The organism is Rhodococcus sp. A14, assembly GCF_011603105.1.
Taxonomy (GTDB): Bacteria; Actinomycetota; Actinomycetes; order Mycobacteriales; family Mycobacteriaceae; genus Rhodococcus_F; species Rhodococcus_F opacus.
This window is the reverse complement of the sequence record NZ_JAAOQS010000039.1, coordinates 42,800-68,483: the sequence shown is the minus strand read 5'-3', so window position 1 is coordinate 68,483 and position 25,684 is coordinate 42,800. Positions and strand designations below refer to the sequence as shown.

At 67.2% G+C, this 25,684-nt stretch carries 24 protein-coding genes; 8 read left to right on the top strand and 16 right to left on the bottom strand.

What is annotated here, in order from left to right:
* Window positions 1–319: 319 nt before the first annotated feature.
* The 4 genes from G9373_RS21245 to G9373_RS21230 form a co-directional block, all read right to left on the bottom strand.
* Window positions 320–709 carry a DUF5313 family protein gene (locus G9373_RS21245; protein ID WP_005573055.1) on the bottom strand — a complete coding sequence of 130 codons (390 nt, stop codon included), beginning with the start codon at window positions 707–709 and terminating at the stop codon, window positions 320–322.
* 70 nt (window positions 710–779) lie between these two features.
* Window positions 780–1,541: a MerR family transcriptional regulator gene (locus G9373_RS21240; RefSeq protein ID WP_054248904.1), complete on the bottom strand. Its 762-nt coding sequence runs from the start codon at window positions 1,539–1,541 to the stop codon at window positions 780–782.
* Between the two features lie 39 nt (window positions 1,542–1,580).
* A complete protein-coding gene (locus tag G9373_RS21235) occupies window positions 1,581–3,431 on the bottom strand; it encodes a long-chain fatty acid--CoA ligase (RefSeq protein WP_054248905.1) in 1,851 nt (616 codons plus the stop codon).
* 50 nt (window positions 3,432–3,481) lie between these two features.
* Window positions 3,482–4,801, bottom strand: a complete 1,320-nt coding sequence (locus G9373_RS21230) for an MFS transporter (RefSeq protein ID WP_120660024.1) — start codon at window positions 4,799–4,801, stop codon at window positions 3,482–3,484.
* A 53-nt stretch (window positions 4,802–4,854) separates the two neighbouring features.
* On the opposite strand from G9373_RS21230, the gene G9373_RS21225 reads away from it, so the two are divergent.
* Window positions 4,855–5,865, top strand: coding sequence for a helix-turn-helix domain-containing protein (locus G9373_RS21225; protein ID WP_167116733.1), 1,011 nt, complete (start codon window positions 4,855–4,857; stop codon window positions 5,863–5,865).
* Here the strand turns inward: G9373_RS21225 and G9373_RS21220 are convergent.
* Complete coding sequence (locus G9373_RS21220; protein WP_005566718.1) at window positions 5,843–7,261, bottom strand: hypothetical protein; 1,419 nt, start codon at window positions 7,259–7,261, stop codon at window positions 5,843–5,845. The two genes, G9373_RS21225 and G9373_RS21220, sit on opposite strands and share 23 nt — an antisense overlap.
* A gap of 6 nt (window positions 7,262–7,267) precedes the next feature.
* A complete protein-coding gene (locus G9373_RS21215; RefSeq protein ID WP_005257648.1) occupies window positions 7,268–7,666 on the bottom strand; it encodes a hypothetical protein in 399 nt (132 codons plus the stop codon).
* Window positions 7,667–7,831: 165 nt separating this feature from the next.
* On the opposite strand from G9373_RS21215, the gene G9373_RS21210 reads away from it, so the two are divergent.
* Entirely contained in the window at window positions 7,832–8,239 is a 408-nt protein-coding gene (locus tag G9373_RS21210; RefSeq protein WP_005566719.1) for a hypothetical protein, read from the top strand.
* A gap of 36 nt (window positions 8,240–8,275) precedes the next feature.
* On the opposite strand, the gene G9373_RS21205 is transcribed toward G9373_RS21210, so the two are convergent.
* Both G9373_RS21205 and G9373_RS21200 read right to left on the bottom strand, forming a co-directional pair.
* A complete protein-coding gene (locus tag G9373_RS21205; RefSeq protein WP_164709651.1) occupies window positions 8,276–8,836 on the bottom strand; it encodes a potassium channel family protein in 561 nt (186 codons plus the stop codon).
* A 173-nt stretch (window positions 8,837–9,009) separates the two neighbouring features.
* Window positions 9,010–9,792, bottom strand: a complete 783-nt coding sequence (locus G9373_RS21200; protein ID WP_133985847.1) for an MBL fold metallo-hydrolase — start codon at window positions 9,790–9,792, stop codon at window positions 9,010–9,012.
* A 34-nt stretch (window positions 9,793–9,826) separates the two neighbouring features.
* Here G9373_RS21200 and G9373_RS21195 point away from each other — a divergent pair, with 34 nt between their 5' ends.
* Both G9373_RS21195 and G9373_RS21190 read left to right on the top strand, forming a co-directional pair.
* Window positions 9,827–11,857 (top strand): phage holin family protein, encoded by a 2,031-nt coding sequence (locus G9373_RS21195; protein ID WP_167116739.1) that lies wholly within the window; start codon window positions 9,827–9,829, stop codon window positions 11,855–11,857.
* A gap of 132 nt (window positions 11,858–11,989) precedes the next feature.
* Window positions 11,990–13,339, top strand: a complete 1,350-nt coding sequence (locus G9373_RS21190) for a diacylglycerol kinase family protein (protein ID WP_005566722.1) — start codon at window positions 11,990–11,992, stop codon at window positions 13,337–13,339.
* Here the strand turns inward: G9373_RS21190 and G9373_RS21185 are convergent.
* From G9373_RS21185 to G9373_RS21165, 5 genes are read right to left on the bottom strand one after another with little or no spacing between them, the layout of a single operon-like run.
* Window positions 13,306–13,572 carry a hypothetical protein gene (locus tag G9373_RS21185; RefSeq protein WP_005257658.1) on the bottom strand — a complete coding sequence of 89 codons (267 nt, stop codon included), beginning with the start codon at window positions 13,570–13,572 and terminating at the stop codon, window positions 13,306–13,308. The genes G9373_RS21190 and G9373_RS21185 overlap by 34 nt on opposite strands.
* Window positions 13,573–13,598: 26 nt before the next feature.
* A complete protein-coding gene (locus G9373_RS21180; RefSeq protein WP_167116730.1) occupies window positions 13,599–15,314 on the bottom strand; it encodes a SulP family inorganic anion transporter in 1,716 nt (571 codons plus the stop codon).
* A gap of 10 nt (window positions 15,315–15,324) precedes the next feature.
* On the bottom strand, window positions 15,325–18,084 hold the full coding sequence (locus tag G9373_RS21175) for a cation-transporting P-type ATPase (RefSeq protein WP_167116727.1): 2,760 nt from the start codon (window positions 18,082–18,084) through the stop codon (window positions 15,325–15,327).
* Window positions 18,085–18,111: 27 nt separating this feature from the next.
* Entirely contained in the window at window positions 18,112–18,954 is an 843-nt protein-coding gene (gene ppk2 / locus G9373_RS21170; RefSeq protein WP_167116724.1) for a polyphosphate kinase 2, read from the bottom strand.
* A gap of 25 nt (window positions 18,955–18,979) precedes the next feature.
* Window positions 18,980–19,378: a hypothetical protein gene (locus G9373_RS21165; protein WP_167116721.1), complete on the bottom strand. Its 399-nt coding sequence runs from the start codon at window positions 19,376–19,378 to the stop codon at window positions 18,980–18,982.
* Between the two features lie 188 nt (window positions 19,379–19,566).
* Between G9373_RS21165 and G9373_RS21160 the strand changes: the two genes are divergently transcribed.
* The 4 genes from G9373_RS21160 to G9373_RS21145 all read left to right on the top strand — a co-directional run bounded on the left by G9373_RS21160 (window position 19,567) and on the right by G9373_RS21145 (window position 22,649).
* Window positions 19,567–19,821: a hypothetical protein gene (locus G9373_RS21160; RefSeq protein WP_167116718.1), complete on the top strand. Its 255-nt coding sequence runs from the start codon at window positions 19,567–19,569 to the stop codon at window positions 19,819–19,821.
* Window positions 19,822–19,901: 80 nt separating this feature from the next.
* The gene (locus tag G9373_RS21155; protein ID WP_005257667.1) at window positions 19,902–20,351 is read left to right on the top strand and encodes a DUF6325 family protein; all 450 of its coding nucleotides are present in this window, start codon (window positions 19,902–19,904) and stop codon (window positions 20,349–20,351) included.
* Window positions 20,352–20,426: 75 nt separating this feature from the next.
* Entirely contained in the window at window positions 20,427–20,804 is a 378-nt protein-coding gene (locus G9373_RS21150) for an SHOCT domain-containing protein (RefSeq protein WP_007296281.1), read from the top strand.
* A gap of 129 nt (window positions 20,805–20,933) precedes the next feature.
* On the top strand, window positions 20,934–22,649 hold the full coding sequence (locus G9373_RS21145) for an alpha/beta-hydrolase family protein (RefSeq protein ID WP_144284469.1): 1,716 nt from the start codon (window positions 20,934–20,936) through the stop codon (window positions 22,647–22,649).
* 21 nt (window positions 22,650–22,670) lie between these two features.
* On the opposite strand, the gene G9373_RS21140 is transcribed toward G9373_RS21145, so the two are convergent.
* The 3 genes from G9373_RS21140 to G9373_RS21130 are packed head-to-tail and all read right to left on the bottom strand — an operon-like array spanning window position 22,671 to window position 25,675.
* Entirely contained in the window at window positions 22,671–23,501 is an 831-nt protein-coding gene (locus G9373_RS21140; protein WP_167116715.1) for an alpha/beta fold hydrolase, read from the bottom strand.
* Entirely contained in the window at window positions 23,498–23,944 is a 447-nt protein-coding gene (locus tag G9373_RS21135; protein ID WP_054246618.1) for a MaoC family dehydratase, read from the bottom strand. The genes G9373_RS21140 and G9373_RS21135 overlap by 4 nt, the downstream gene beginning before the upstream one ends.
* Before the next feature lie 33 nt (window positions 23,945–23,977).
* The gene (locus tag G9373_RS21130) at window positions 23,978–25,675 is read right to left on the bottom strand and encodes an alpha/beta fold hydrolase (RefSeq protein ID WP_167116711.1); all 1,698 of its coding nucleotides are present in this window, start codon (window positions 25,673–25,675) and stop codon (window positions 23,978–23,980) included.
* Window positions 25,676–25,684: the final 9 nt, after the last annotated feature.

Here is a 25,684-nt window from a genome sequence, read left to right as displayed (position 1 = left end):
CGCGGGCGGTGAGCTTGCCCTTGGCGTGGACCTTCTCGACCGCGGCGTCACCGCTGGGGTGCTGCGCTTCGGCCTGACGATTACGCAGGTCGGCGAGCTTTCCCGCCGTCGTGTGAATATCGGGCGTGACCGCCGAATCTGTGACTGTCATCTATGACTGCTCTTCCCGTCGAGGCTGTCGGAACCAGCGCTGCACCCTGTGGGGTACGCGGTTCGTGGGATTACCCACTCGGACGCCGCCACTTTAACGCATTACTTATCGATCGTTCACGTGCGCTGCGTCACCCTCGAAGCGAGAGTGTGATGCATCACGCTGCTGCTACTGGTCCTCGGTGCGGCCGTGGCGGCGCTCGTAGTCCTCGCGCGTGCGGTCGGCGCGACGCTGCGCCTTCGCGCCCAGGAGGTCCGGATCGAGGCCGTGACTGAGCAGACGGTGGCGACGGTAGATGTTCATCAGCGCGACCGCAAAGTAGAGCAGCGGGAGCAGCAGGAGGGCCATCATCGCCAGCGGAATCCAGATCGGACCAGGGATGAGGAGGAACAACGCCAGCACCGCGACGACGGGAAGCATGAAACGGAGGACGTACCGCACCGAGGCTCCCGGCCCGACGAGGTCGTTGCGGACCCAGTCCTGCATCGAATCGGGCAGCGTGCGACCGAAGAGATACCCGACGTACTGACTGGGGCTGGGACGCTGCGCATCGGACATGGTTTCAGGATAGTGCTGACAAACGGAGCGAACTCGACGACGGTGCGTGGTCGAGTTCGCTCTGTTCCCGCTACTGCTGCTCCGCATTCGCGACGATGACGTCCCGGACGTACTGCGCCAGACCGGGGGCGACGTCGTCGTAGTGCCGGCGAAAGCGGTCGTCGGCGAGGTACATCTCGGCGAGGTTCACCTGCATTGCGTGATCGCAGTCGTAGAACCGTTCGATGCCGGCGCGGTGTTCCTCGGCGAGTGCGTTGGCCCGATCGGACCCGGGTTCGACACCGTCGGCCATCGCTTGCGCGAGCGACGCCTCGAATGCGTCTCCCTCGGCCTTGATTCGCTTCCAGTCTTCCTTGCTCATCTTCGCGGACCGCTGCTGGGACTGCTTCCACGCGTCGGTGTCGCCCCAGCGCTCTTCGGCCTCGGCGGCGTACTCCTCGCCCGGCCAGTTGTCGCCGAAGATTACGTTCTGCTCTTCGGGGGTGAGCTGAATGCCCATGCTTTTCGCCTCCATCATCTTCTCCACGGCAGCAGCCATATCGTGTAAGCGATCGATCCGTTCGCTCAGCAACGCGTGCTGTCGCCGTAGATGCGCGAGGGCATCGACGTCCGGGTCGTCGAGGAGGGCTGCGATCTCCTCGAGGGGGAAGCCCAGTTCGCGGTACGTCAGCACGCGGTGCAGACGTTCCACGTCGGCGTCCGAATAGCTGCGGTACCCACCGGTTGTGCGGTCGGACGGTGCGACCAGGCCGATCTCGTCGTAGTGGTGCAGAGTGCGTACGCTCACTCCGACCAGCCTGGCGACCACGCCGACCGTGTGTTTCTCGCTCACGTCCTCTACCGTGCAGCCTTACGTCGCGTGAGGGTCAACTCAGTTGTAGAGATCTTCGAGTTCGTCGGAGAAATTGGTCATCACGACCTTGCGCTTGAGCTTCATGCTCGGTGTGATCTCGCCGTTCTCGACGGTGAGTTCCCGGTCGAGGATGCGGAACTTCTTGATCTGCTCCCACCGGTTCAGTCCGGCGTTGAGTTCCTCGACGTAACCGCCGATCAGGTTGCGGGTTTCCTGGGCGTTCGCGATCTCGGCGAACGATTTGCCGCCCAGCCCGTGATTCTCTGCCCATTCGCCGATCGATTCCGCGTCGAGGGAGATCAGGGCGACGCAGTACGACTTCCCTTCGCCGTCGACGATGAGTTCACCGACGTAGGGGCAGATGCCCTTGAACGTGGCCGCCACGGCGGAGGGTGCGACGTATTTGCCGTTGGACGTCTTGAACATGTCCTTCTTGCGGTCGGTGATCCGTAGGTAGCCGTCCTCGTCCATTTCGCCGATGTCGCCGGTGCGGAACCAGCCGTCATCGGTGAGCGCTTCGGCCGTGGCTTCGGGGTTCTCGTGGTATCCGCTCATGACGCCGGGACCCTTGATGAGGATTTCGCCGTCGTCGCCGATCCTGGTCTCGGTGCCCGGGATGGCCCAGCCGACGGTACCGAACCGGTAGGCCGACGGGCGGTTGACGAACGATGCGGCACTGGTCTCGGACAGTCCGTACCCTTCGAGGACGACGATGCCGACGGCGTCGAACCATTGCGCGACATCACGATTGAGTGCTGCGGAACCGGAGATGAAGAACTTCAGGCGTCCACCGAACCGTTCGCGAATCGTGCTGTACACCAGCCGATCCGCGACGGCGTGCTGGACCGAGTCGAGTAGCGACGGACTCTTGCCCGCCTGCTTGGCCTTCGACACCCTCAGCCCGACGCCGATGGCCCAGTCGAAGATCTTCTCCTTCACCCCACCTTCCTCGCGCACCGTGGAGACGATCCGCGCGTGCGCCTTCTCGAAGATGCGGGGTGCCGCGCCCATGAACGTAGGTTTGACCACCGCGAGGTTCTCGACGATCTTGTCGACGCGCCCGTCGACCGCCGTCGCGAAGCCGATCTGCAGGGGCAGGGTGAGCAAGACCTTCCCGAACACGTGGGACAGCGGGAGCCAGAGGTATTGCAGGTCGTCGGCGTCGAGGATGCCGGTGGCGTCGATGGCGGCCGCCACGTACGTCCATGCGGAGTGCGACAGCCGCACACCTTTCGGCCTGCCGGTGGTGCCGGACGTGTAGATCAGGGTGGCGAGGTCGTCGGGGCCGATCGCCTCGATCCGGTCGTGCACGGCGTCGGGTGTCTCGGCGAGCAGTTCTTCGCCGAGGTCGTGTAACTGGTCGAACGTGATCACCCAGTCGTCGTCTCCGGGGTCGCCGTCGATCAGGACGACCTTCTCGACGGCACCGAGTTCGCTGCGCTCCTCGCGCAGTTTGGCGAGCTGCGCGTGGTCCTCGGCGAAAACGATGCAGCTGCCGGAGTTGGCGACGATGTAGGCGACGTCGCCTGCGGTGGTGGTGGGATACACCGTGGTGGTGGCCGCGCCGGCGCACATGACGGCCAGGTCGGCGAGCACCCACTCGTAGCGGGTGGCGGAAGCCAGCGCCACCCGCTGCTCGGCCTGCACGCCGAGGACGATGAGTCCGGCCGCGAGGTTGCGCACACGGTCGCCCGCCTCGGACCAGGTGACGCTGGACCACTTCTTCGGGTCCGCCGCGTCGACGTGTCGGAACGCTTCGCGGTTGGGTGAGTGGGCCACCCGATCCACGAACAATGCGGCTACCGACGGAGCCCGATTCTCGATTTTGGAGCGGTCAATGACCTCGTCCGATGCGCGCTGAGCTGCCATGTATCGATCTTAGGAACCGGGACCGCTCGGGGGAGTGGTTTCGGGGCAGGTCAACCGTGCTCGGCCGCCATTGTGCGGGGTCTCGCGGCGATGGCCAGAGACATGACGGCGGCGATCGCGCACAGTCCGCCCGCGACGTAGAACGCGGAGTCGTAGCCGCCGAACTGGTCGCGCACCAGTCCCGCGAGGAACGCCACGATGCCGGCGCCGATCTGGTGCGACGCCAGCACCCAGCCGAACACGATGGGTGCGTCGCCGCCGAAATGTCTGCGGCACAGTGCGACCGTCGGGGGTACGGTCGCCACCCAGTCGAGTCCGTAGAAGATGACGAACGCGATCATCGGCGGGTGCACGGTGTTCGCGAACAGGATCGGCAGCAGCATCAGCGAGATCCCGCGCAGTAGGTAGTAGATGCCGAGGAGCTTGCGTGAATCGAACCGGTCGGTGAACCACCCCGACGCGATGGTGCCGATCACGTCGAAGATCCCGATCACCGCCAGCAGGCTCGCCGCCGCCGTCACCGGCATGCCGTGGTCGTGCGCGGCCGGGACGAAGTGGGTTCCGACGAGTCCGTTGGTGCTCGCCCCGCAGATGGCGAACGTGCCGGCCAGCAGCCAGAACACCCGGGTCCGCGCCGCCGACACCAGCACCGTCACGGCCCGGCCCGCCGCGCCGCCGCGCCCGGTCGGGGCGGGTGGGGCCGCGACGTAGTCGGGTCCGGCGCCGTACGGCACCGTCCCGACGTCGGACGGCCGGTTGCGCAGGAATGCGAGGACCAGCGGCACGACGGCGAGGGCCGCGAACGACACCGTCAGCGCCACGGTCTGCCAGTTGTAGTGCTCGGCGACCATTGCGAGAATCGGCAGGAACACCAACTGTCCGGCGGCGCTGCCCGCGGTGAGGATGCCGGTCACGAGGCCGCGGCGGGTGACGAACCAGCGGTCGACGACGGTGGCCACGAAGGCGAGCGCCATCGACCCGGTACCCAGCCCCACGAGCACGCCCCACAGCAGCACGAGTTGCCAGGTGGCGGTCATGAAGACGGTCAGTCCGCTGCCGGCGGACACCAGGACCAGCGCCGCGGTCACCACCCGCCGCATGCCGAAGCGTTCCATGAGCGCCGCCGCGAACGGCGAGGTCAGCCCGTACAGCACCAGGTTGATCGACACTGCGGCGGAAATGCTTGCCCGCGACCAGCCGAAGTTCTCGTGCAGGGGGTCGATCAGGATCGAGGGCGCCGCCCTGAAACTGGCGGCCCCCACGAGGGCGAGGAACGCGACGGCGGCGACCAGCCAGGCGTAGTGGAGGCGCGGCGGGCGCGTGTCGGTGAGCGGCGCGGGCGGGCCGGGCGGCGCGATCTCGGAAGTCACCAGGCAAGTCTGGTGGGTGTGCCCCGCCCGGGGAAAGCTGCCAGAATGACAACATGCGAAAGAATCTGGCCAGGGCTGAACGTCATCGGGTGGTCGTGCTCGCCCTGGACGGTGTGATCCCGTTCGAACTCGGCATTCCGTCGAGGGTCTTCGGCCGAGCGCACGACGCCGACGGAAATCCGCTGTACGACGTGCAGACCTGCACGGCGGACGGACGGCCTGTGCGTTCGGACGCCGATTTCTCGGTGTCCGTCGATCACGGGCCCGAATTGCTGGCCGAGGCGGACACGGTGGTGATCCCCGCGTCCTACGAACTCGGCCCGGCCTACGACAACGGGCATCTGCCCCCGAACCTGGAGGCGGCTCTCTCCTTCGTCCGGCCCGGCACGCGCTACGTCTCCATCTGCACCGGCTCCTACATCCTCGCCGCCGCGGGGCTCCTCGACGGACTGCGTGCCACCACACACTGGCGCAACGCCGAACATTTCCAGCGCACCTATCCGCAGGTCCGCGTCGATCCCGACGTGCTGTTCGTCGACGAGGGGCACATCCTCACGTCGGCAGGCGTCGCGGCCGGACTCGACCTCTGCCTCCACATCGTGCGCCGCGACCACGGCTCCGGCGTCGCCAATCAGGTGGCGCGCCGATGCGTCGTCCCACCGTGGCGCGACGGCGGGCAGGCGCAGTACATCGAGCGGCCGATCCCGGAGACCACGGCCGAGTCCACCGCGGCCACCCGGGACTGGGCGCTGGATCGGCTGGGTGAGTCACTGACGCTGAGCCGAATGGCCGCGCACTCGAACATGAGCGTCCGCACGTTCACACGGCGGTTCGGTGAAGAGGTCGGCACCACCCCGAACCGCTGGCTGATCACTCACCGGGTCGACCGCGCGCGGCAACTCCTCGAGACCACCGACCTGTCCGTCGACGTCATCGCCCGTGAGGTCGGATTCGGGACGGCGGTGTCACTGCGTCAGCACATGGGCGCCGTGCTCGGCGTCCCACCGTCGGCGTATCGCAGAACGTTTCGGGTCCGGGCGCTCAAGACGACGGCACCGGCGTAGATCCCGAGTCCTCCTTCGTCCCGCTGTCCTCCGCGGTGGTTGTGCGGGCCGGGCGGATGAGCAGTTCGAGTGCCGCGAGCACGAGGAGGGCAATGAACACGATCCACAACACGACCAGTCCGGTGGGGTAGCGCCAGAACATCAGCAGCAGAGCTGCGACGCCGATGATGGCGCAGCGCAGCGGAATTCGGAGTTGGTACGCCCACCGTTCCACTTCGTTCGGCGGTCGGCCGGCGCCGGACTTGCGGGCGAAGTCCAGTGCCTGCCCATAGCCGCGACGCACGGCGGTCGCGGACGACGAGCCGCCGATGAGGAAGGCGCCGATCGCGATCACCAGACCGAGGACCGCGACCGCACGCAGACTTGTCCGCAGCGGTACCAGGACGGTGTCGATGACCGCTGCCGCCGCGTCGGGCGACAGGATGTCGGGTGGGACGCTGTCGAGGTAGATGGCGCGTCCGACGAGAATCCCGATCGCGAGGACGAGCATTCCCAGGGCGATGGACAGGCCGGCGAGGGAGAGCGCGCGCAGCCGTCGGCCACTGGGGGCGACGGCGACCGCGGCGGCGGCGCAGGCGATTCCCAGCCACGGCAGGATGGCCGACGCCTTGTCGAGAGCATTGACTGCGCGCTGCGCCTTCACCAGTTCGGGGGACTGGAACAGCACGAATTGTTTGTCGACCGCGGGGATCTTGTCGGCGAACGCGAAACCTCGCTCGGTCAGCGCGGCCTTCACATTGTCGATGACGGTGCCCAGAGAGATGCTGACGGTGCCGCTCTGGTCGACCTCCACCGAGCTGAGACCGTAGTTCCCGGTCATCACCGCCACCAGCGCGTTGTGCGCCGAACGGTTCGCCTGGATCCAGAGGTCCTCGAACTGTTGGGACTGCACGAGCGAGCTGACGGTGTCGTGGACGAAGTTCTTTGCCTGGCTGGTGATCACCGGTGCGAGGCCGACCACGGCCGCGTCCAGCCGGGGAGCGTTCGCTGCGAGATTCGAGACGTCGGTCAGTGCCTCGAGTGCGTCCTTGGTGAGCCCCTCGACGTCGACTCGGGTGAAGATCTCGTCGGTGATCTGGTTCGTGATGTCCGCCTGGAGGGCCGGATTCGCACCGAGGGGGGCGACCGTGCTCACGTAGCGGTCGGTGTCGAGGATCTGACTTCTCGTGAAGCGTGCGGTGACCGACGCGAGTGCGAGAACGGCGACCAGGACCAGCAGAATCGTGACGGCCGTCCAGCGCAATCCGTTCCGGGGTGGGCGGGCGACCGGTTCTGTGGGAACACCGGCGGCGGCGCCCGCGGCCTGTCCGCGCAGCGTCGCCACCTCGTCGCGCAACCGGAGGAGTTCGGTGCGTTCGTCCTTGTCGAGTGGGCCGGTGCTCGTGCCGTCTTCCATTGCGGATCAGATCACTTCGGGGTTCCAGGTGGCGACCGCCCAGATCACGACGGCGTTCAGCGCGATGATCGTGATTGCCCACACGGGGTAGTAGGGCAGCCACAGGAAGTTGACGAAGATCGACAAGGCGCACAGCACCATCGCGCCGACACGTGCCCAGGTGGCCCCGGTGAACAGTGCCACACCGACGGCCGCAACGATCACGCCGAGCACGAGATGAATCCATCCCCAGGTAGTGACGTCGAATTGGTAGGTGTACTCGATGCCGACGACGATCACGTCGTCCTTGGCTATCGCGGAGATCCCCTGAAAGAACTCGAGCACGCCGACGGTGACGAGAAGAACCGCCCCGCCCATCGACGTTCCCTTTGCCACACCTTGCTTGACCAGCGATTCATCGGACATGACCGTTCCTCTTTCGTCACCGTACGAAATGAACTGGCGTAAGTAAGTATCCCCCGTCGGTTCACCCTTTGTCTGGAAGATGCCCGGACGTATGCATATTGACCTCGCTCTACGCGGCGACGGAAAATATTTGCAGGCCAATGTATGTCCGGGAAGGGGATCGCGATGTCCGACGAGTCGTTGGTCAAGCAGGGGGTCGCGGCCGCGACGTCCATGGTGGCTGCGATAGTTTTGCTCACTATCGGAATTCTCCATGTGCTCTCGGGCGTCTCGGCGCTCATGAAGGACGACCTCGTCGTCGCCGGCCCCGAGTACATTTACCAGTTCGACACGACCGCGTGGGGCTGGATTCACCTGGTGCTCGGTGTGATCGTTGCGGCCGTCGGTGTCATGTTGTTCACCGGGGCGACCTGGGCCCGTGTCGGCGCCATGGTGATCTGTGCTCTCTCCCTCCTCGCCAATTTCCTGTGGCTGCCCCACTACCCGTGGTGGTCGGTCGTGATGATCGTGCTGGACGTGTTCGTGATCTGGGCTGTCGCGACATGGAAGCCGGGCTACGAGGAGCGGCTCTAGGTCGCAACCCGTCGAGTGCCGGCTCGCGTTCCGTTGTCACTGCGCCGACGAGTCACGGGCGATCCCGGGGTTCCGCCGCCAGCGAACCGAGGCCGTCAGCACACGGATGCCCAACGAGATCAGGATCAGATTGCCGATGATCTGTGCCGACACCACCGCCCGCGCGGCCTCCGTGGTGGCCACGATGTCACCGAACCCGACCGTGGCGAACACCGTCAAGGTGAAATAGAGAGCGTCGAGGCGGGTCAGGGCTTCGTCGAAGTTGTCCGGCCCCGAGTACGAGAGCAGAAAGTACGTCGTCGCGTAGGCGACGAGGTAGACCCCCACGGTGACGGCCAACGCCTCCACGGCCTGCGCGACCGGGTACTCGGCCCGCAGCACCCTGCGGATCTGCCAGACGTACACCGCGCAGACCACAGCGAGACCACCGATCACCAGGGACACGGTGCGCAGGTTGTCCACCGTGGTGAAGGGCAGCAGGAAATATGCGCTCACCAGCACCACCGTGGCGCACACCGGGCGCAGCACCGCCGGCACCAGCACACGCACCCGCGCACGTCGGGAGAAACTTCGCACACCGTCCTCGGCCACCGTCACCGCCCGTTTCTCGTCGTCGGCTGCGCTCTGATCCGTTCGGATCCCAGGTCGAGACCGCCGGATCACCACCCTCCAGTTTCCGCCGATCGCGGAGCCGACCAGAGCACATTGGCCGTCTTTGTACTCCGGAGCGCAAAGACCCGTCGATCGGCAGGGTTTCAGGGCAACCGAGTTCACACGCCGAGTTCGTCACCCGGATGCAACTCCACCGCAACGACACCCGCCTGCTCGGCGTGGTGGACGAACTCGGCGCCCGGACCGAAGAACAACCGGGGGCGCACGGCGTCGAGGCCGACCGGCCACAGTGTGCCGTAGTGGATCGGCACCGCCAGTCCCGCCTCCACCAGACGCGCGACGACCGCGGCCCGAGACGGGTCGAGGTGACCCTTGCCGAGTGTCGGACCCCAGCCCCCGACGGGTAGCAGCGCGAGGTCCACGGGGCCGACGTGGTCGGCGAGATCCGGGTACAGGTCGGTGTCACCGGCAAAATAGGTCCGCCGGTCCCCCTCGACGACGTACCCGATCGCGGGCGCGAGCTCCGGGCCGCGCCGCCAGCGCCGTCCGTCGTGTCGGGCGGGCACGGCGCGCACGGTGACCTTGCCGATCCTCGTCTCGTCGCCGGGCCGCAGCAGCACCAGGCGGTCGGCGAACTGGCGCAGCGCGGGCAGGCCGTCGACCGCCCGCCACGGGGCCACGATCGGGACGTCCGGATCGAGCAGCCGCAGCGACGGCAGATGGGCATGGTCGGCGTGCAGGTGCGAGAGCAGGACGGCGTCCGGGTTACGCACGTGCGGTCCGGTCGGCGCGGGGCCTCGTCGGCGGCGTAGGTGCGCGACGCGGTCGGTCAGCACCGGATCGGTCAGGACGACCGTCCCGCGGTCCACGATCAGCGCGCTGGCATGTCCGAGCCAGCGCACACCGGCTGCGGCGGCATCCGGCCACGGCGTTGCGCTCACACCCTTACGATTCCAGATGACGAAAGGCGGTGCGATGCGCACGGTGGGCGGCGTGGTGCGGGTGCTCGTCGAGTTCTTCGTGCTCTGGGGGTCGTCGGCGCTCGCGCTCATCGTGCTCGACCGCATCCTCGGCGGCATCGCCCTGGACCGGTCGAGCTTCGCTCCGCTACCGGCACTCCCGGCCGCGCTGGTGCTCGCGTTGGTGTTCGGCCTGCTCAACGCCGCGCTGTGGCCGGTGATCATGCGGTTCATGTCGTGGATCGGCCCGGTGCTGCTGTTCGTCGGGGTATTCCTCGCCGGCGGACTGATCATGCTGTTGACGCTGTACCTGGTACCGGTCGCGTCGGTGGACCAGCTGAGCGATGCATTCGTCCTCGCGGCGCTGCTCTCGCTGTTCACCTCCGTGGTGTCGGGCGCGATCGCGTCCCGCTCCGATACCGCGTACCGACTGATGCAGGTGCGCCGACAGCGGTTCCGGTTGCGTCGCAACGCCGCCCTCGTGGACGCGACCCCGGGGCTTTTGTGTATCCAGATCGACGGCCTCGGTTACGACGTGCTGCGTCGTGCGATCGCCGACGGCGTGACGCCCGGGCTGGCGAAGTTGGTGCGCGAGACCCACCGGCTGGTGCCGTGGCACACCGACTGGAGCAGTCAGACGGGTGCGACCCAGCTGGGCGTGTTGCACGGTTCCAACCACAACGTGCCGGCGTTTCGCTGGTACGACAAGACGACCGAGCGTATTTCGGTGTTCAGCAACCCGGCCGACAACGAGCAGCGCGAACTCGAACGAACGGACATTCCCGGCCTGCTGGCGCACGACGGTGCGAGCCGCGGCAACCTGTTCACCGGCGGCGCGCACGACAACGTGCTCGTCGTCAGTCGCATGCGCGGCGCCCGCCTCGGCGGCGGTGCCGGCTACAGCGACTATTTCGCCGACCCGGCGAGCGCGCTGCGCACGTTCATCCGGATGTTCGCGGAACTGCAACGGGAACTACGCCAGTCACTGCGGCAGAAGCGAAAGGACATCCAGCCGCGGGTGCCACGGGGCGGGGTCTATCCGTTCGTGCGGGCGTTCGCGACCGTGCTCGCCACCGACGTCGCCGTCGCCGCGGTGGTCGGCGATCTGATCAAGGGACGCAGTGTGGTCTACGTCGACCTGATCGGCTATGACGAGGTGTCGCATCACTCGGGCATTTCCCGGCCGGAGACCCTTGCGGTGCTGACCAAACTCGACGACGTCGTCGAGATGGTGCTCGCCGTGGTGGAGCAGGCCGATCGGCCCTACCGCGTCGTCGTGCTGTCCGATCACGGGCAGAGTCAGGGTGCGACCTTCCTGCAACGGTACGGGGAAACTTTGGGGCAGTTGGTTGTCCGGCTCGCCACACAGCGCGAACCGGCGGCGGTGAAGCGCCACTGGTACGAGCGCGAATCCGGCGTCTCCCACCAGCCCGGGGCTGAGGGGCGCGGCTACGCCGCAGCGAGCGTGCACTCGCCGACTGCCGGCGAGGAGGCCCACGCCTCTGCAGGCGAGCCGATCGTGCTCGGCTCCGGCAATCTCGGTCTGGTCTACTTCCCGCACCTGCCCGGCCGCGCCGATGTAAATGCCGTCGAGGCTGCCCATCCCGGGCTGCTCACCGGGCTGCGCGAGCATCCCGGGGTCGGCTTCCTGCTCGTTGCCGCCCCGGGCGGGTCCGTGGTTTTCGGACCCCACGGCCAGGTCGACGTGACGACCGGCGAGGTCACCGGCGAGAACCCGCTCGCGGTGATGGGCCCTGACGCGCTGGCAAAGGTGCGACGCACCGACACCTTCGGCAACGTTGCCGACATCATGGTCGGTGGCGCGTACTGGCCCGAGACCGACGAGGTCGCGGCGTTCGAGGAGCAGGTCGGGTCGCACGGTGGAATGGGCGGACCGCAGAGTACTCCGTTTCTCATCTACCCCGCCGACCTGCCCGCACCGCCCGACCCGCTGCACGGGGCCGAGGCCGTGCACACGGTGCTCGTCGGCTGGCGGGATCTTTCGACGGGACCGCGCGCACGCGACCTATCGGGAACCGGCCCTTGACGGCTGGCGAAGACCCGCAGCCCAAGACGTGCAATGTGCTGCGATCGCCTCCGGGCACGGCGGAAGATGGAACTACGACGGGAAGTCGGACCGTTGTGAGGAAGTACGCGCCGCCGTCGAGGGGGTAGTCACGTGAACAGATCAGGCATCCCCGATACCGGCGACCGTGGCCGGCGGTGGTGGGCCCGTGTGGCGTTCGTGTTCGCCGTCGGTGCGGCGGCAGTGCCCGTGCTGTTCGCCGGGTTGCTGGGCACCGTGGCGTTGCTCATCGTGGGGGCCGGTGGCGTCGTGGTCACGGTGGCAGCGTTGTACTGGTTCCTCACCCGGCGCGGGGTGCTCAGGTGGATCTCGCTGGGGGTGGCGATCGTCGCGCCGATCGTCGTGCTGACGCTGTTCATCCGCGCGCACCTGCTGTGGGTGGTGCTGCTCGCGTACGTGCTCGCTCTGCTGGCCGTCGTCTGCGCCCGCGCCGCTTTGCGTGGCAGACGTGCGGAGATGACCATGCCCGAATACCCTGCCCCGCCCGCGCAGCACCCGTTCCTGATCATGAATCCGCATTCCGGTGGCGGGAAGGTCGCGAAATTCGACCTGAAGCGCAGAGCCGAAGAGCTGGGCGCCGACGTCGTGCTGCTCGAAGGGCCGGCCACCGTCGACGTCACCGCACTGGCCCGGCAGGCGGTCGCGAAAGGGGCCGATCTGCTGGGGGTGGCGGGCGGAGACGGGACCCAGGCGCTCGTAGCGGCGGTCGCGGCCGAACACCACCTGCCGTTCCTCGTGATCAGTGCCGGAACCCGCAACCACTTCGCGATGGATCTCGGACTCGACCGCGCCGATCCGACCCGATCGCTGGACGCACTCCGGGACGGTGTCGAGCTGCGCGTCGACCTCGGCACCATCAACGGTCGAACCTTCGTCAACAATGCCTCGTTCGGGGTCTACGCCGAGATCGTGCGCAGCCCCGCATACCGCGACGACAAGGCCGCGACAGTGCTGACGCTGCTCCCCGATCTGCTCACCGGGCACGCCGGGCCTCGATTGGTCGCACGGATCGGTGAGACTGCCGTGGAGGGACCGCAGGCGGTCCTGGTGAGCAACAATCCGTACGGCAACAGTGATCTGGCGGGTCTGAGCCGCCGGGACCGTCTCGATCGCGGCGTCCTCGGCGCGGTCACCCTGTCGGTGGCGAACACCCGGCAGGCGGTCGGTCTGCTGCGCCGCACCAACGTACGCGGCCTGACGCAGGAAACGTCGATGGAGGTGGTCGTAGACGCCGACACACCGGAGATCCCCGTGGGAGTCGACGGCGAATCCCTCCTGCTCCGCACTCCGGTGCGGTGCACCATCGAACCGGACGCCTTGCGGGTGCGGGTGCCCAGGACGAGGCCCGGGGTGCGTCCCGCTGCACCGGCGTTCGACTGGGTTCGACTGTGGCGGACGGCGTTCCGACCTCACCCCCCGTCCGGGTCGGCGCCCCGAGACTGAATACGGGAGGTGGTTCTCGATCGTTCGGCAATGCCGTCGCTCTTCAGGATCACGTAGATCAGTGCCGACACGAACGGAACGAGGAGCAGGAAACACACCCAGAACGCTTTCATCCACCCCGAGGTCCCGTGGTCGCGGAACAGGTCGGCGCTGATCGCGAACAGCAGCAGGAGATACGCCAGGAACGCGAAGGCGATGGCACCGAGCCAGAAGATCGTCCAGAAGGAATCCATGCGCCGCGCCCCGTCCTGTGGTCGGTTCAGTCGTCGGTCGGATCGGCGGTGTGATCGGCTCGACTGTGGAATGCGGCCACGGCGGCGTCGATGGTGGGATAGAAGTGTGTCGCGTCGAACCTGTCGCCCACCCCGAACCGGATGAGCCGATCCTTGATCGGGCCCTTCATCTCCGCGAACGCCAACCGGATCTGTTTCCCTTCGAGATACGTGTCGAGGTCGACGAGTTCGTCGACGGCGGTGGTGTCGAGACCGGTGATCGGCTCGGCGGCCACGATCACCCACTCGACCGGGCTCGGCGCTGTCGCCACCACCGAGCGCACGTATTCGTCGAAGATCTCGCCGTTGGCGAAGAAGAGGGGAGCGTCGAAGCGCACCAGTACCAGTCCGGGGATGCGGAGGCCGCCGGGGTGGCGTTCGACGTCATGGAAGCCGGGGCGGTCGGTCGTCCGGACGAGTTCCGTGCGGTACGGCTGCCAGGCCTGCGCGACCACCGCGACGAAGGACAGCCCGATCGCGACGAGGATGCCCTGCAGCACGCCCACCAAAGCGACCCCGAGGAATGCCGCGACGGCGAGTCCGAACTCCACAGTGCTCATGCGCCACATCCGGATCATTCCACTCACATCGACCAGCGCCGTGGCGGCGACGATCACCACGGCCCCGAGTGTCGCGTCGGGGAGGTACGTGGTGACCCCGGGGGCGACGAGAACGAAGACCAGGACGGCGAGTGCTCCGACGACGCAGGCGAGTTGGGTGCGGGCGCCGCTCTGTTCGGCCACCGGGGTCCGCGACCCGCTGGCGGAGATGGGGAACCCGCCGAACAGTCCACCGGCGATGTTGGCCACGCCGACCGCCTTCATCTCCGTGCTGCCGTTCACGTCTTCACCGTGCCGGGCGGCGAACGTGCGGGACAGCACCCCTGTGTCGGCGAACGCGATCAGGGCGATACCGGCCGCGGGGCCGACGAGGTTCCCCACGTCCCCCCAGTCGACACCGCCGAACGACGGCAGCGGCAGGCCGGCGGGCAGGGCGCCGACCATCCCGATGTCGTCGGTGAGTCCGAGTGCGGCGGACAGGATGATCGCGCCGACCACGGCCACGAGGACGCCGGGGATGCGGGGCACCCAGATGCGGAACCCGATGATGACGGCGAGGGATCCGATGCCCACTGCGGCGGCGACGGGGTCGATGTTGCCCTGTACCACGGACTTTCCGATCTCCCCGATCTCTCCGATGAGGCCGGACGCGTCGACGGAGAATCCGAGCAGCTTGGGCAGTTGGCCGACGACGACGATGAGCGCGATCGCATTGAGATAGCCGAGCCGGATGGGCTTCGACAGCAGTTCGGTCACGAAGCCGAGATGCAGGAATCCGCCGACGAGGAGAATGAGGCCGACGAGGACGCCGAGGATTCCGGCGAGCGCGAGCGCGCTCTCCGGGTCGTCGGCCACGGCGAGAGGCAGTACCGCCGCGGCGATGAGCGGCGCGAGCGACGAGTCCGGGCCGAGCACGAGGATTTTCGACGGCCCCACCACGGCATACGCGAGGAGCGGGATGATCGTGGCGTAGAGGCCGGCGTAGGCGGGCAACCCGGCGGCCTCCGCGTACCCCATCCCGGCGGGGATGAGCAGGGCGGTGAGGACGAGCCCGGCGGTGATGTCGGGGCGCAGCCATTCGCGGCGGTACGCCCGCGCCGTCGCGATGCCCGGCAACTGCGCGAGGCTGCCTGTCCAGGACATGGTCCGGGCCTCAGCGTGCGCGCTGGGGGTCGACGGCGGCGGGGGCGGTCATCGGTGCGGGCGGCTCCGAGTGGAGGTGGCGCCGGCGCCGGAACGCCTTCTCCGCTTCGACGACGATCGGGATGATCAGTGACCACCCGAGGCAGGCGAGCCACTGGCCGCCGGTCAGCGACGTGGTCATGAGGAGGTCCTGGAGGAACCCGGCCTCGACCGCGAACACCGTCACGATGGTCGGGATCGAGAGGATCTTCAGTGCGCCGAGGATCGGTGGGGTGAGCCCGGATTCCGGGTCGCGTCGCATGACGAGCCCGGCGAGGATGGAACCGAACGACAGCACCACGAACGCCGTCGTCATGGGAACGTTCGCCTCGGTCGTGCTCATCTCGCCCGGCGCGAGGAGCATCGCGGCGAGCGTGACGGCGAACTGCAGGACGCCGTATGCCAGCCACTGCACGAACGCCCTCCGGTTGGCGATCGGCATCTGCGGGTCGCGGGGCGGCTTGTTCATCAGATCCGGTGCAGGCGGGTCGAGCATGATGACGGCGACCGGGAACAGCGTGATGAAGAAGTGCTGGAACAGCACCATCAGCGGGGTGAGCGCGACACCGTCGTTGATGTCGAAAATGCTCGCGACGAGAAATAGCAGCACCAGCGAGAACAGTTTCGACATCTGGTACCGGATGTAGGACACGATCTTGTCGTAGATGTTGCGGCCCAACCGGATCGCGGTGATCAGGGTCCCGAAATTGTCGTCGGTGAGCACCATCTTGCCCGCCTGTTTGGTGACTTCGCTGCCCGAGCCCATGGCTACGCCGATATCGGCCTTCTTCAGCGCGGCCGCGTCGTTGACGGCGTCCCCGGTCATCGCCACGACGGCGCCGTTCTTCTGCATGATGTCGGCCAGGCGCAGTTTGTCCTGGGGGGTGACGCGGCCGAACACGTGCAGATGCGGGAGTGCGGCCGACAGTTCCTCATCGGTCATGGCCTGCAGTTCCGCACCACCGATCGCGCCTGGTCCGAGCCCGAGTTCGGCGCCGATCGCGGATGCCGTGATCGCGTGGTCGCCGGTGATCATGCGAACGTCGATGCCCGCCTCGTGGGCGGTGCGCACCGATTCGATCGCCTCCGGCCGAAGCGGGTCGATGATCCCGACCATGCCGACGAACGTGAGGTCCGCGACGTAGGACATGGGGTCGGCCACCGCAGCCTCCTCCTGCCCGTCGAGGCGGCGGACCGCGAAGGCCAGCACGCGAAGCCCCTTCTCGGACATGGTCCGGTTCGCTGCCGTCAGTTCCTCCCGGACCTCGTCGAGCGGCACCTCCTGCCTGCCCGGCCTGAAGGCGGTCGTGCACCGCGCCAGGACCACGTCGGGCCCGCCCTTGACCAGTTCCACGAATTGGGTTCTGCCATCGACCTCGAGATGGTGGAACGTCGCCATGAACTTGTACGCGGAGTCGAACGGCACGGCGGCGACGCGCGGATACGTCCGCCGGGTCAGTGGGGCGTCGACACCGATCTTCGCCGCGAGCACCACCAGCGCGGCCTCCGTCGGGTCGCCGACGACCTCTCCGGTGCCGGAGACCGTGGCGTCGCTGTCGAGGCACAACCCGTACGCGAGCAGCGTGAAATCCGGGACCGCCTCGCCCGCGACGTGGGTGATCTTCCCCGACTTGGCGTAACCCTCACCGTCGACGGTGTACCACCGGCAGTGGAAGTACAGCGACCGCACGGTCATCTGGTTCATCGTCAGCGTGCCGGTCTTGTCCGAGTTGATTACGCTGGTCGCGCCGAGCGTCTCGACGTCCGTGAGGTTCTTCACGATGGCTTTGGCGTCGGCCAGCTGCCGTGCGCCGTAGGCCAGCATCGCCTGGACGAACGTCGGCAGACCGGTCGGGATCGCGGAGACCCCCATGGAAATGCCGAGCAGCAGCAGCGTCGTCACGTCCTGTCCGCGAATCACCCCGATGATCACGATGATCGCCACCGAAGTCCACGCGATGACGCCGAGCACTTTCGTGAGCGAGTCCAGTTCGCGCTGCAGCGGAGACTTGCTGGGCGCGACCGCAGAGAGCATCGACGCGATCTGACCCATCTGGGTGTGCATGCCGGTCTCCGTGACCACCATGGTGGCGGTGCCGCGGGTGACCGAGGTGTTCTGGAAGCCCATGTTGCTGCGGTCGCCGAGAGAAACGTCGATGGTGCCGAGCGTCTGGGGGTCCTTCGCGACGGGTGCACTCTCACCCGTCAGTGCCGCCTCCTGGGTCTCCAAGGTGGCCGTCGTGAGAAGGCGGCCGTCCGCGGGGACGATGTCGCCCGCCTCGAGCTGCACGACGTCGCCCGGCACGAGCTCGGTGGCGTCGAGCTGGGTCAGAGCGCCGTCGCGGACCACCCGCGCCTGCGGTGTCTGCATCTTCGCCAGTGCGTCGACGCTGGCGCGCGCCTTCACTTCCTGCCGTGTGCCCAGCACGATGTTGAGCCCGACGAGAACCGCGACCACGATCGCCGTCGGGATTTCGCCGATGACGATGCTGACCACGGCCACCGCGACCAGCATCAGGTTCATGGGGTCCTTCAACTGCAGCAACGCGATCGACCACGTCGAAGGCGGCGGCTCGGAGGCGATCTCGTTCGGACCGTGCCGTCGGCGACGTTCGTCTACTTCGCCGGTCGTCAGCCCCGCCTGCCGATCGGAGGCCAGTGCGGACACGACGGCGTCGGCGTCCTGGGCATGCCAGGCCGTCTGCGCTTGCGTGGGTTCCGTCGAGACCATGACCGCTCGTCCTTTCGGCTCGGATCCTCAGTAGGGGGTGGGAATCCAGTGCAGTGGTTGCCTCGGCGCCTCGTAGCCGTGCGGGCCCCGCCGCTCCGGCAAGGTGATGTCGGGGCGTTCGAGGGGTTCGTAGGGGATCTGGCTCAGCAGATGGCTGATGATGTTGAGTCGACCGCGTTTCTTGTCGTCGTTGACCGCGACGTACCAGGGCGCCCAACCGGTGTCGGTGAAGTGGAACATTTCGTCCCGTGCCCGCGAGTAGTCGTACCAATGGGTGTACGACTTCAGGTCCAGGTCCGACAGCTTCCAGATCTTCCGCGGATCGTCGATCCGGCTCTGCAGGCGCAGCGTCTGCTGGTCCTCGCTCACCTCCAGCCAGTACTTCAGCAGGATGACGCCCGAGTCGACGATCGCGCGTTCGACCACCGGGACGAGTTGGAGGAACTGCTGCGCTTGCTCCTCGGTGCAGAAGCCCATCACCCGTTCGACGCCCGCGCGGTTGTACCAACTGCGGTCGAAGATGACGACCTCCCCGCCGGCCGGGAGATGGGGCAGGTACCGCTGCACGTACATCTGCGTCTTCTCGCGATCGGTCGGGGCCGGCAGGGCGACGACACGGAACACGCGCGGACTGACCCGCTCGGTGATCGCCTTGATGACGCCGCCCTTCCCGGCGGTGTCGCGACCCTCGAACACGATGCAGATTCTCGCGCCCGACGATTTCACCCACTCCTGTAATGCGACGAGTTCGCCGTGAAGTGGGCGGAGCAGGCGGCTGTACTCCTTGTTCTTCATCGGTGCGGCGGGCTCGGCACCGCCTGGCCGGGGCAGGTCGAGCCCGGACTTCTCGTGCTTCGTCTTCTTTCCCACGGTTTCTACCCCGGCCGCCGACTGCTCAGACCCGAGCCGGCTGCCAGGTCGACACGGCCCAGATCACCACGACGTCGAGCGCGATGATGAGCACCGACCACCACGGGTAATACGGCAGCCACAGGAAGTTGGCGAATATGGAGACTGCCGCGATCACGATCGCGGACACCCGCGCCCATCCCGCGCCGGTGAGCAGCGCGAGGCCGACCGCCGCAACGAGCACACCCAGCACGATGTGAATCCAGCCCCACGTGGTCAGGTCGAACTTGTAGACGTAGTTCACCCCCGACACGAATACTTCGTTCTCGGCGACCGCGGCGATTCCCTGGCAGAACTGGATGATGCCCACGGTCACCATGATGATGGCCGCCCCGATCGAAGTGCCTGCCGCGACGCCCTGCTTGACCGACGTTGTCTCGGACATGACCGACCCCTTCCCTACCGCGAGCCGGGCGGCCCGGTACCACCATTGTCCGCCGTCTCCGCGTGGTAGTAGTCGTGAAACCGTATTTCCGGGCAGTACTCCGGAAACTGGATTGATCCCAGAGTCGTGAATATTCACGGTCTCGACACCGAACCGAGTTGCTCGAGAGGCCATTTCGTGTCTTGACGATGGCTTCGCAGCGGGACGACGATGAGTCGATGATCGGTGACGACGAGTTGCTTCAGGTCGAGCAGGTCATCGAGCGCCTGATGACTCGGTACCCGTCCGTCTCACCCGTGGACATCGAGCACGCCGTGCGCACCGTTCACAAGCGCTTCGCAGATTGCCGGATCCGGGACTTCGTCCCGCTCCTGGTGGAGAAGGGGGCCCGACGCGAGCTTGCCGACAGTACGGTGCCGGCCGCTGGTGACATTGCGCTCTAGCGGTGTCGTCGTGGGCTGGGTAATACTAGGGCGAGGCCGTGTGCGGCTGTCGCTGCTGTCTTCAGAAGAGAGGTCCTGCAGTGAACGACACCGATTTCGACGAACTCGGACCCATCGACTATCTCGTCGTGGAGTTCCCTGCCGACCGGAGACCCGACGGATCGGCGTTGCCCCTTCTCGTCGACCTGGTCGAACGAAACATCATCCGAGTGCTCGATCTGGTCTTCGTCCGCAAGGAAGCCGACGGATCGCTCGCCGGTATCGCCGTCGAGGACCTCGGGTTCGAGGGCGGTGTGGACGTGACGGTGTTCGCCGAGGCGACTACGGGTCTGATCGACCGAACCGACCTCGAGGATGCGGCTGCCGTCCTCGCCCCGGGCTGTTCCGGGGCGATTCTCGTCTACGAGAACACTTGGGCCGCACCGTTCGCCTCCGCCCTCCGGCGCGAGGGCGCGCAGCTCGTGGCCTCGGGACGTATCCCCGTCCAGGGAATTCTGGCCGCGCTCGACACGCTCGACGCCACTAGTTGAGATTTTGAGGAGCACCTCATGCCAGGCCAGAGTCCTGGCCCCTGACCGGAACACCGAGTGGACGGAGCGTCGAAAATGGAAGGCTTCTGGGAGTTCTTCTGGTTCATCTTCGTCTGTTTCGCCTTCGCGGCCTACTTGTCCGTGTTGTTCTCGATCATCTCCGACCTGTTCCGGGACCGCGAGACGTCGGGGTGGGTGAAGGCGATCTGGATCCTCTTACTGTTCGTCATTCCCTTCCTGTCTGCACTGGTGTACGTGATCGCCCGGGGCGACAGCATGGCGAAGCGGTCGATGGCCGCCGCCGAGCAACACAGGCAAGCGCAGGACACCTATATCCGGGACGTCGCCGGAAAGTCTCCGGCTCAGCAGATCACGGATGCCAAGGCGCTGCTCGATTCCGGCGCGATCACCGACGCCGAGTTCCAGGCGATCAAGACGAAGACACTGGCGTAGCGTCCGCCGGCGGTCGGCCGGGCAGACTCGTCCGAATGCGAACATCCCAGGTGGGCTTCGGTGTTCACCGGACGTGGTGTGATTGCGGATTGCTGTCGATAGCGACTCCGTGGCGGCTACGCTTGCCAGGTGCCGAACGATGTAATCGATGGTGCACCCGAGCGCGAAGCCGGTCCCGCCCGGCCACCCGGGTATCGCCGCTGGCTTCCGGACCGCTATGCCTTCGGGGGGCTGGTGGTCGCGGTCCTGTTCGTGTGGCTGTCGTTGACGCCGACACTGCTGCCGCGCGGTCCGTTCTTCCAGGGATTGGTCACCGGCGTGTCGGCGGCGCTCGGCTACGCCATCGGATTCCTCGGTTCCAAGTTGGTCCGCTACCTCGTGCAGCGGGAGGCGCCCACCCGTGTGAAGACAATGGTGCGCCGGGTGGCGTCGGTGATCGGAATCGTCGGAACCGTGGCGATACTGGTGTGGTTCTGGGATTGGCAGTCGCAGTTGCGGGCGATCATGAGCGCCGCACCGTTCCCGTGGTTCGGCTATCTCGTCATGGTGGTCGTGGCGGTGCTGATCTACGTCGGGTTGGTGGCGCTGGCCCGGGTGCTGCTGCGGGCGGTGCGGTGGGTCGAACGCAAGATCAGCCGGGTGGTGCCGCGGCGGATCTCGGCGACGGCCATCGGCGTACTGGTGGTGGCGCTGTTGTTCGCACTAGTCAACGGCGCCGCGGTGCGCGTGATCATGTCGGGGCTGAACAATTCGTTCGCCGCTGTCAACCAGGAGACCAAGGCCGGTGACGAGCCGCCGACGTCGTCGCTCCGTTCGGGCGGACCGGACTCGCTCGTCACGTGGGATTCGCTGGGACGGCAGGGCCGTTCATTCATGTCGCGTGGCCCGACCGTCGAAGAATTGTCCGCGTTCAATGGTGGGCGGCCCGCGGTGGAGCCGATCCGGACGTACGCCGGGCTGGCCAGCGGCGGCGATTCGATCCGCGGGAACGCCCAGCTGGCAGCGGACGAACTCGAACGCGCCGGCGGGTTCGATCGTGCGGTGGTGGGCGTGGCCACTACCACCGGTACGGGGTGGATCAACGAGAGTCTCGCCTCATCGCTGGAGTACATGTACAACGGCGACACCGCGATGGTCGGATTGCAGTACTCCTATCTGCCGAGTTGGCTGTCCTTCCTGGTGGACAAGGAGCGTGCCCACCAGGCCGGGGAGGCATTGTTCGACGCTGTGTACGACAAGTGGAAGGTATTGCCACCGGAAACTCGTCCGAAACTCGTCGTCATGGGAGAGAGTCTCGGATCCTTCGGGGGCGAAAGTGCATTCGGCAGTGTCGACGATGTCGAGGCCCGTACCGACGGTGTGCTGTTCACGGGGCCGCCGAACGCGAACGAGATATGGACCGACGTCACCACGAACCGCGATCCGGGCTCGCCCGAATGGCTGCCGATCTACGAGCAGGGCGGGACCGTCCGCTTCGGAGCACGCGCACCGGAGGACCTGCCACGCCCCGACGCCCCGTGGGGACGGCCACGGATGGTCTACCTCCAACACCCATCGGACCCGATTGTCTGGTGGTCACCGGAACTCCTGCTGAGCGAGCCCGACTGGCTGAAGGAGGACCGTGGCTACGACGTCCTCGACAGCACGCAGTGGTTCCCGTTCGTGACTTTTCTTCAGGTGGCGGCCGACATGGCGGTGTCGACGGGTGTTCCCGACGGGCACGGACACACGTACGTCGTCGACATCGCCGACGCGTGGAGCGCAATCCTGTCGCCCGACGGCTGGACCCCGGCAGACAACGATCGCCTGCGGACGACGCTCGCCGAGATGGGGGAGGACGGCTGACCTCCTCGCGTGCGCCGACGGCTACGGCGCCGCGAGGAAGGAGCTGACAGCGGGCGCGAGATCGGCTGCGTTGGTCACGATGTCGAGGTGACCGCCGAGGTGCAGGTGCAGGGTCGCGTGTGGCAGAAGCGCGTTCATGATGTGGGCGTTGGCGATGGGAATGATCGGGTCGTCGGTGCCCGCGACGATCAGGGTGGGCTGCCGGATGAGCGGAAGTACCGGCAGGCTCGTCCACATCGCTCCCGCGAGGAGTTGATGGAGATAACCGATGCGGGAGCCCGTGTGCATCTGTTTTCTGAAGACTCGCGCGACGGCTTCACCGCCGAGGCGCGCCGTGCCGCCGTACAGGTCGCCGGCGATGGCAGCCGCATAGCCGGTGTCGGTGAACCGCCTCGGAGTCAGCATCTTCGCGAGCACACGCGGGTGGCCCGGAATCATCAGGGCCCCGGTCCCGGTGGCGACGAGGACGACGCGCCGGCAGCGCCGAGGGTTCTGGAGGGCGAACTGCTGGGCAAGCGCTCCGCCCCAGGACAAGCCGAGGATGTCGACGACATCGACCCCGATCTCGGTGAGGAGGCGGCTCAGGCCGCACGCGAGGGCGGGAATCCCGTACGGGACCGGGGATGCCGGCGAACCCCCGGTGCCGGGCACGTCGAAACTGATGACCGTCGCTGTCGGATCCATCGAGGCGACAAGCGGGTCCAGCACTTCCAGGCCGGCTCCGATGCCGTTGCACAGGACCAGGGGCACACCGGTCCCGCGGCGGATCCGCACCCGGATCCGCCGACCGCCGACCGGAACGACCCTGTCGTCGAACCGGTCGCGCCCACCGAACAATTCGGTCACGCTCACGTGTAGAGCACCACGACGTCCGCGATGCACACCGGACGCGTTCCGCCGTCGATCTCGTAGGTCAATCCGAAGACTGCCTCGATGCCGGCCGGTTTCCGTTGAGCGGCGATCACGGACACGGTGACACGCAGCGCGGAACCGACGGGAACGGGCGCCGGGAACCGCACCTTGTTCAGGCCGTAATTGAGGGCGGCGTGCACGCCGTCGACGGTGAGAACTTCGGCGAGGATGCTCGGGGCCAGCGACAGCGTGAGATAGCCGTGCGCGATGGTGCCGCCGAAGGGGCCACGGGCCGCGCGCTCGGGATCCGTGTGGATCCACTGGTGGTCCCCGGTCGCGTCGGCGAACAGATTCACCTGATCCTGCGCAATTTTGAGCGTGCCGGTGGTTCCGATGGTCTGTCCGACGAGCCCGAGGAGTTCGGTGGGCTGTGTGAGATGCATGGGTAGGAATGTCCCTCTGTGGTGTCGAGTGGGTCAGCTGTGGTGGACGTAGGTGCCCGGGGCGGGCCCGAGCGGGGGGAACTGCCGGGCGCCGAGGCCGCCGGGGGCGTCGATGTCGGGTCCGCTGCGCTCGGCGAGCCACCGGGCGTAGTCGGGCCACCACGAGTCCGGTGCGGTCTCCGCTGCGGCCAGCCACTCGTCCGGAGTCTCCGGGTCGGGCTGCCCGAATCGGAAGGACGCTCGTGGATTGCCCGGGGGGTTCACGAGCGAGGCGATGTGACCGTTCGACGAGAGCACGAATCGGGAGTCCTTGCTGCCGAGGAGGCGAGCGCTCCGGTAGGTGGACTGCCACGGGCAGAGGTGGTCGGCGGAGCCGCCGACGACGTACGCGTCGGCGGTCACGGTGGCCAGGTCGACGGGTGTGCCGAGCATGGTCGCCGCGCCCGGCGTCGTCAGCGCGTTGCGCAGTCCGAGCAGGACGAGATCGCGGTGCAGTGCCGCCGCCATGCGGGTGGTGTCGGAGTTCCAGAACAGCACGTCGAAGGCGGCGGGAGCCCGGCCCTGCACGTAGTTGTTCACCCAGTACCGCCAGACCAGGTCGGTCGGACGCAGCCAGGCGAACATCTCGGCGAGGGTGCGGCCGTCGAGATAGCCCTTGGCGGCCGAGGCTCGGATCGCGGCCGCAGCGGCGCGCTCGCTCATGACGGCAGCCGCGGTGCCGGCCTGGGTCTGGTCGAGAACGGTGACGGCCAGGGTGAGGCCGGCGATGCGGTCGCCCTCGCCGATCTCGGCGAGATGTGCCGCGACCATCGCCGCGAGAATCCCACCCGAGCAGGTGCCCAGGACGTGGGCGCTGTCGGTTCCGGCAATGCACTGCACCGCATCGCGCGCCTCCACGATCGCCGCGCCGTAGGTGTCGGCATCCCAGTCCCGGTGCCGGGCGTGGGGGTTGCGCCAGGAGATCGCGAAGACCTGCTGACCCTGCTGCAGGAGGTACTCGATCAGACTGCGGCCCGGCGCGATGTCGAGGATGTAGTACTTGTTGATGACGGGCGGGACGATCAACAGTGGTGTGGCGTGGACTTGTTCGGTCTGCGGCGTGTAGTGGATCAGTTCGAACGTGCGGGTCTGCAGGATCACGGCACCCTTCGTCGCAGCCACGTCCTCCCCGACGGCGAACGCGTCGGGTTCGACCATGGCAGGCACGCGAGGTTTGGACAGCATGTCGCGGACGAGCGCGCGGACTCCGCGTGCCGCACTGAGGCCGCCCGTGTCCACCATTGCCTTCCAGCCCAGCGGGCTGAGGAGTGGATTGTTGGTGGGGGACAGGCCTTCGACGAGGTTGTCGAGGACGAACCGCATCCGTTCGTGGTCACGCCAGTCGAGTTCGGCGTCGTCGAGCAGGGCCGCAGCGGTGTGCGACGTCGCGAGATACGCCTGCATCGCCCGGCGCAGGGCCGGATTCTGCTGCCACGCGGCGTCGCCGAAGCGTTTATCCGACTTCGCGGGAGTTCGATCCGAGGCGCCGACGGCGATGGCGCCGAGTTCGCGGACGAGGGCGCCGCCGCGCCGGGCAACGGTACCCGGCCGGCCGGCGAGGCCGACCCCGAGACGGGTCCACGAGCTGTCGGGGAGCATGCGGGCGGCCACGCCGCGGGTTCCGCTGGTGAGGAGAAGGTCGAGGGGAGCGGTGAGCTCGTCGGGGATGGTGGGGAGGGGAGTGTCGCTCACGCTTGTGCT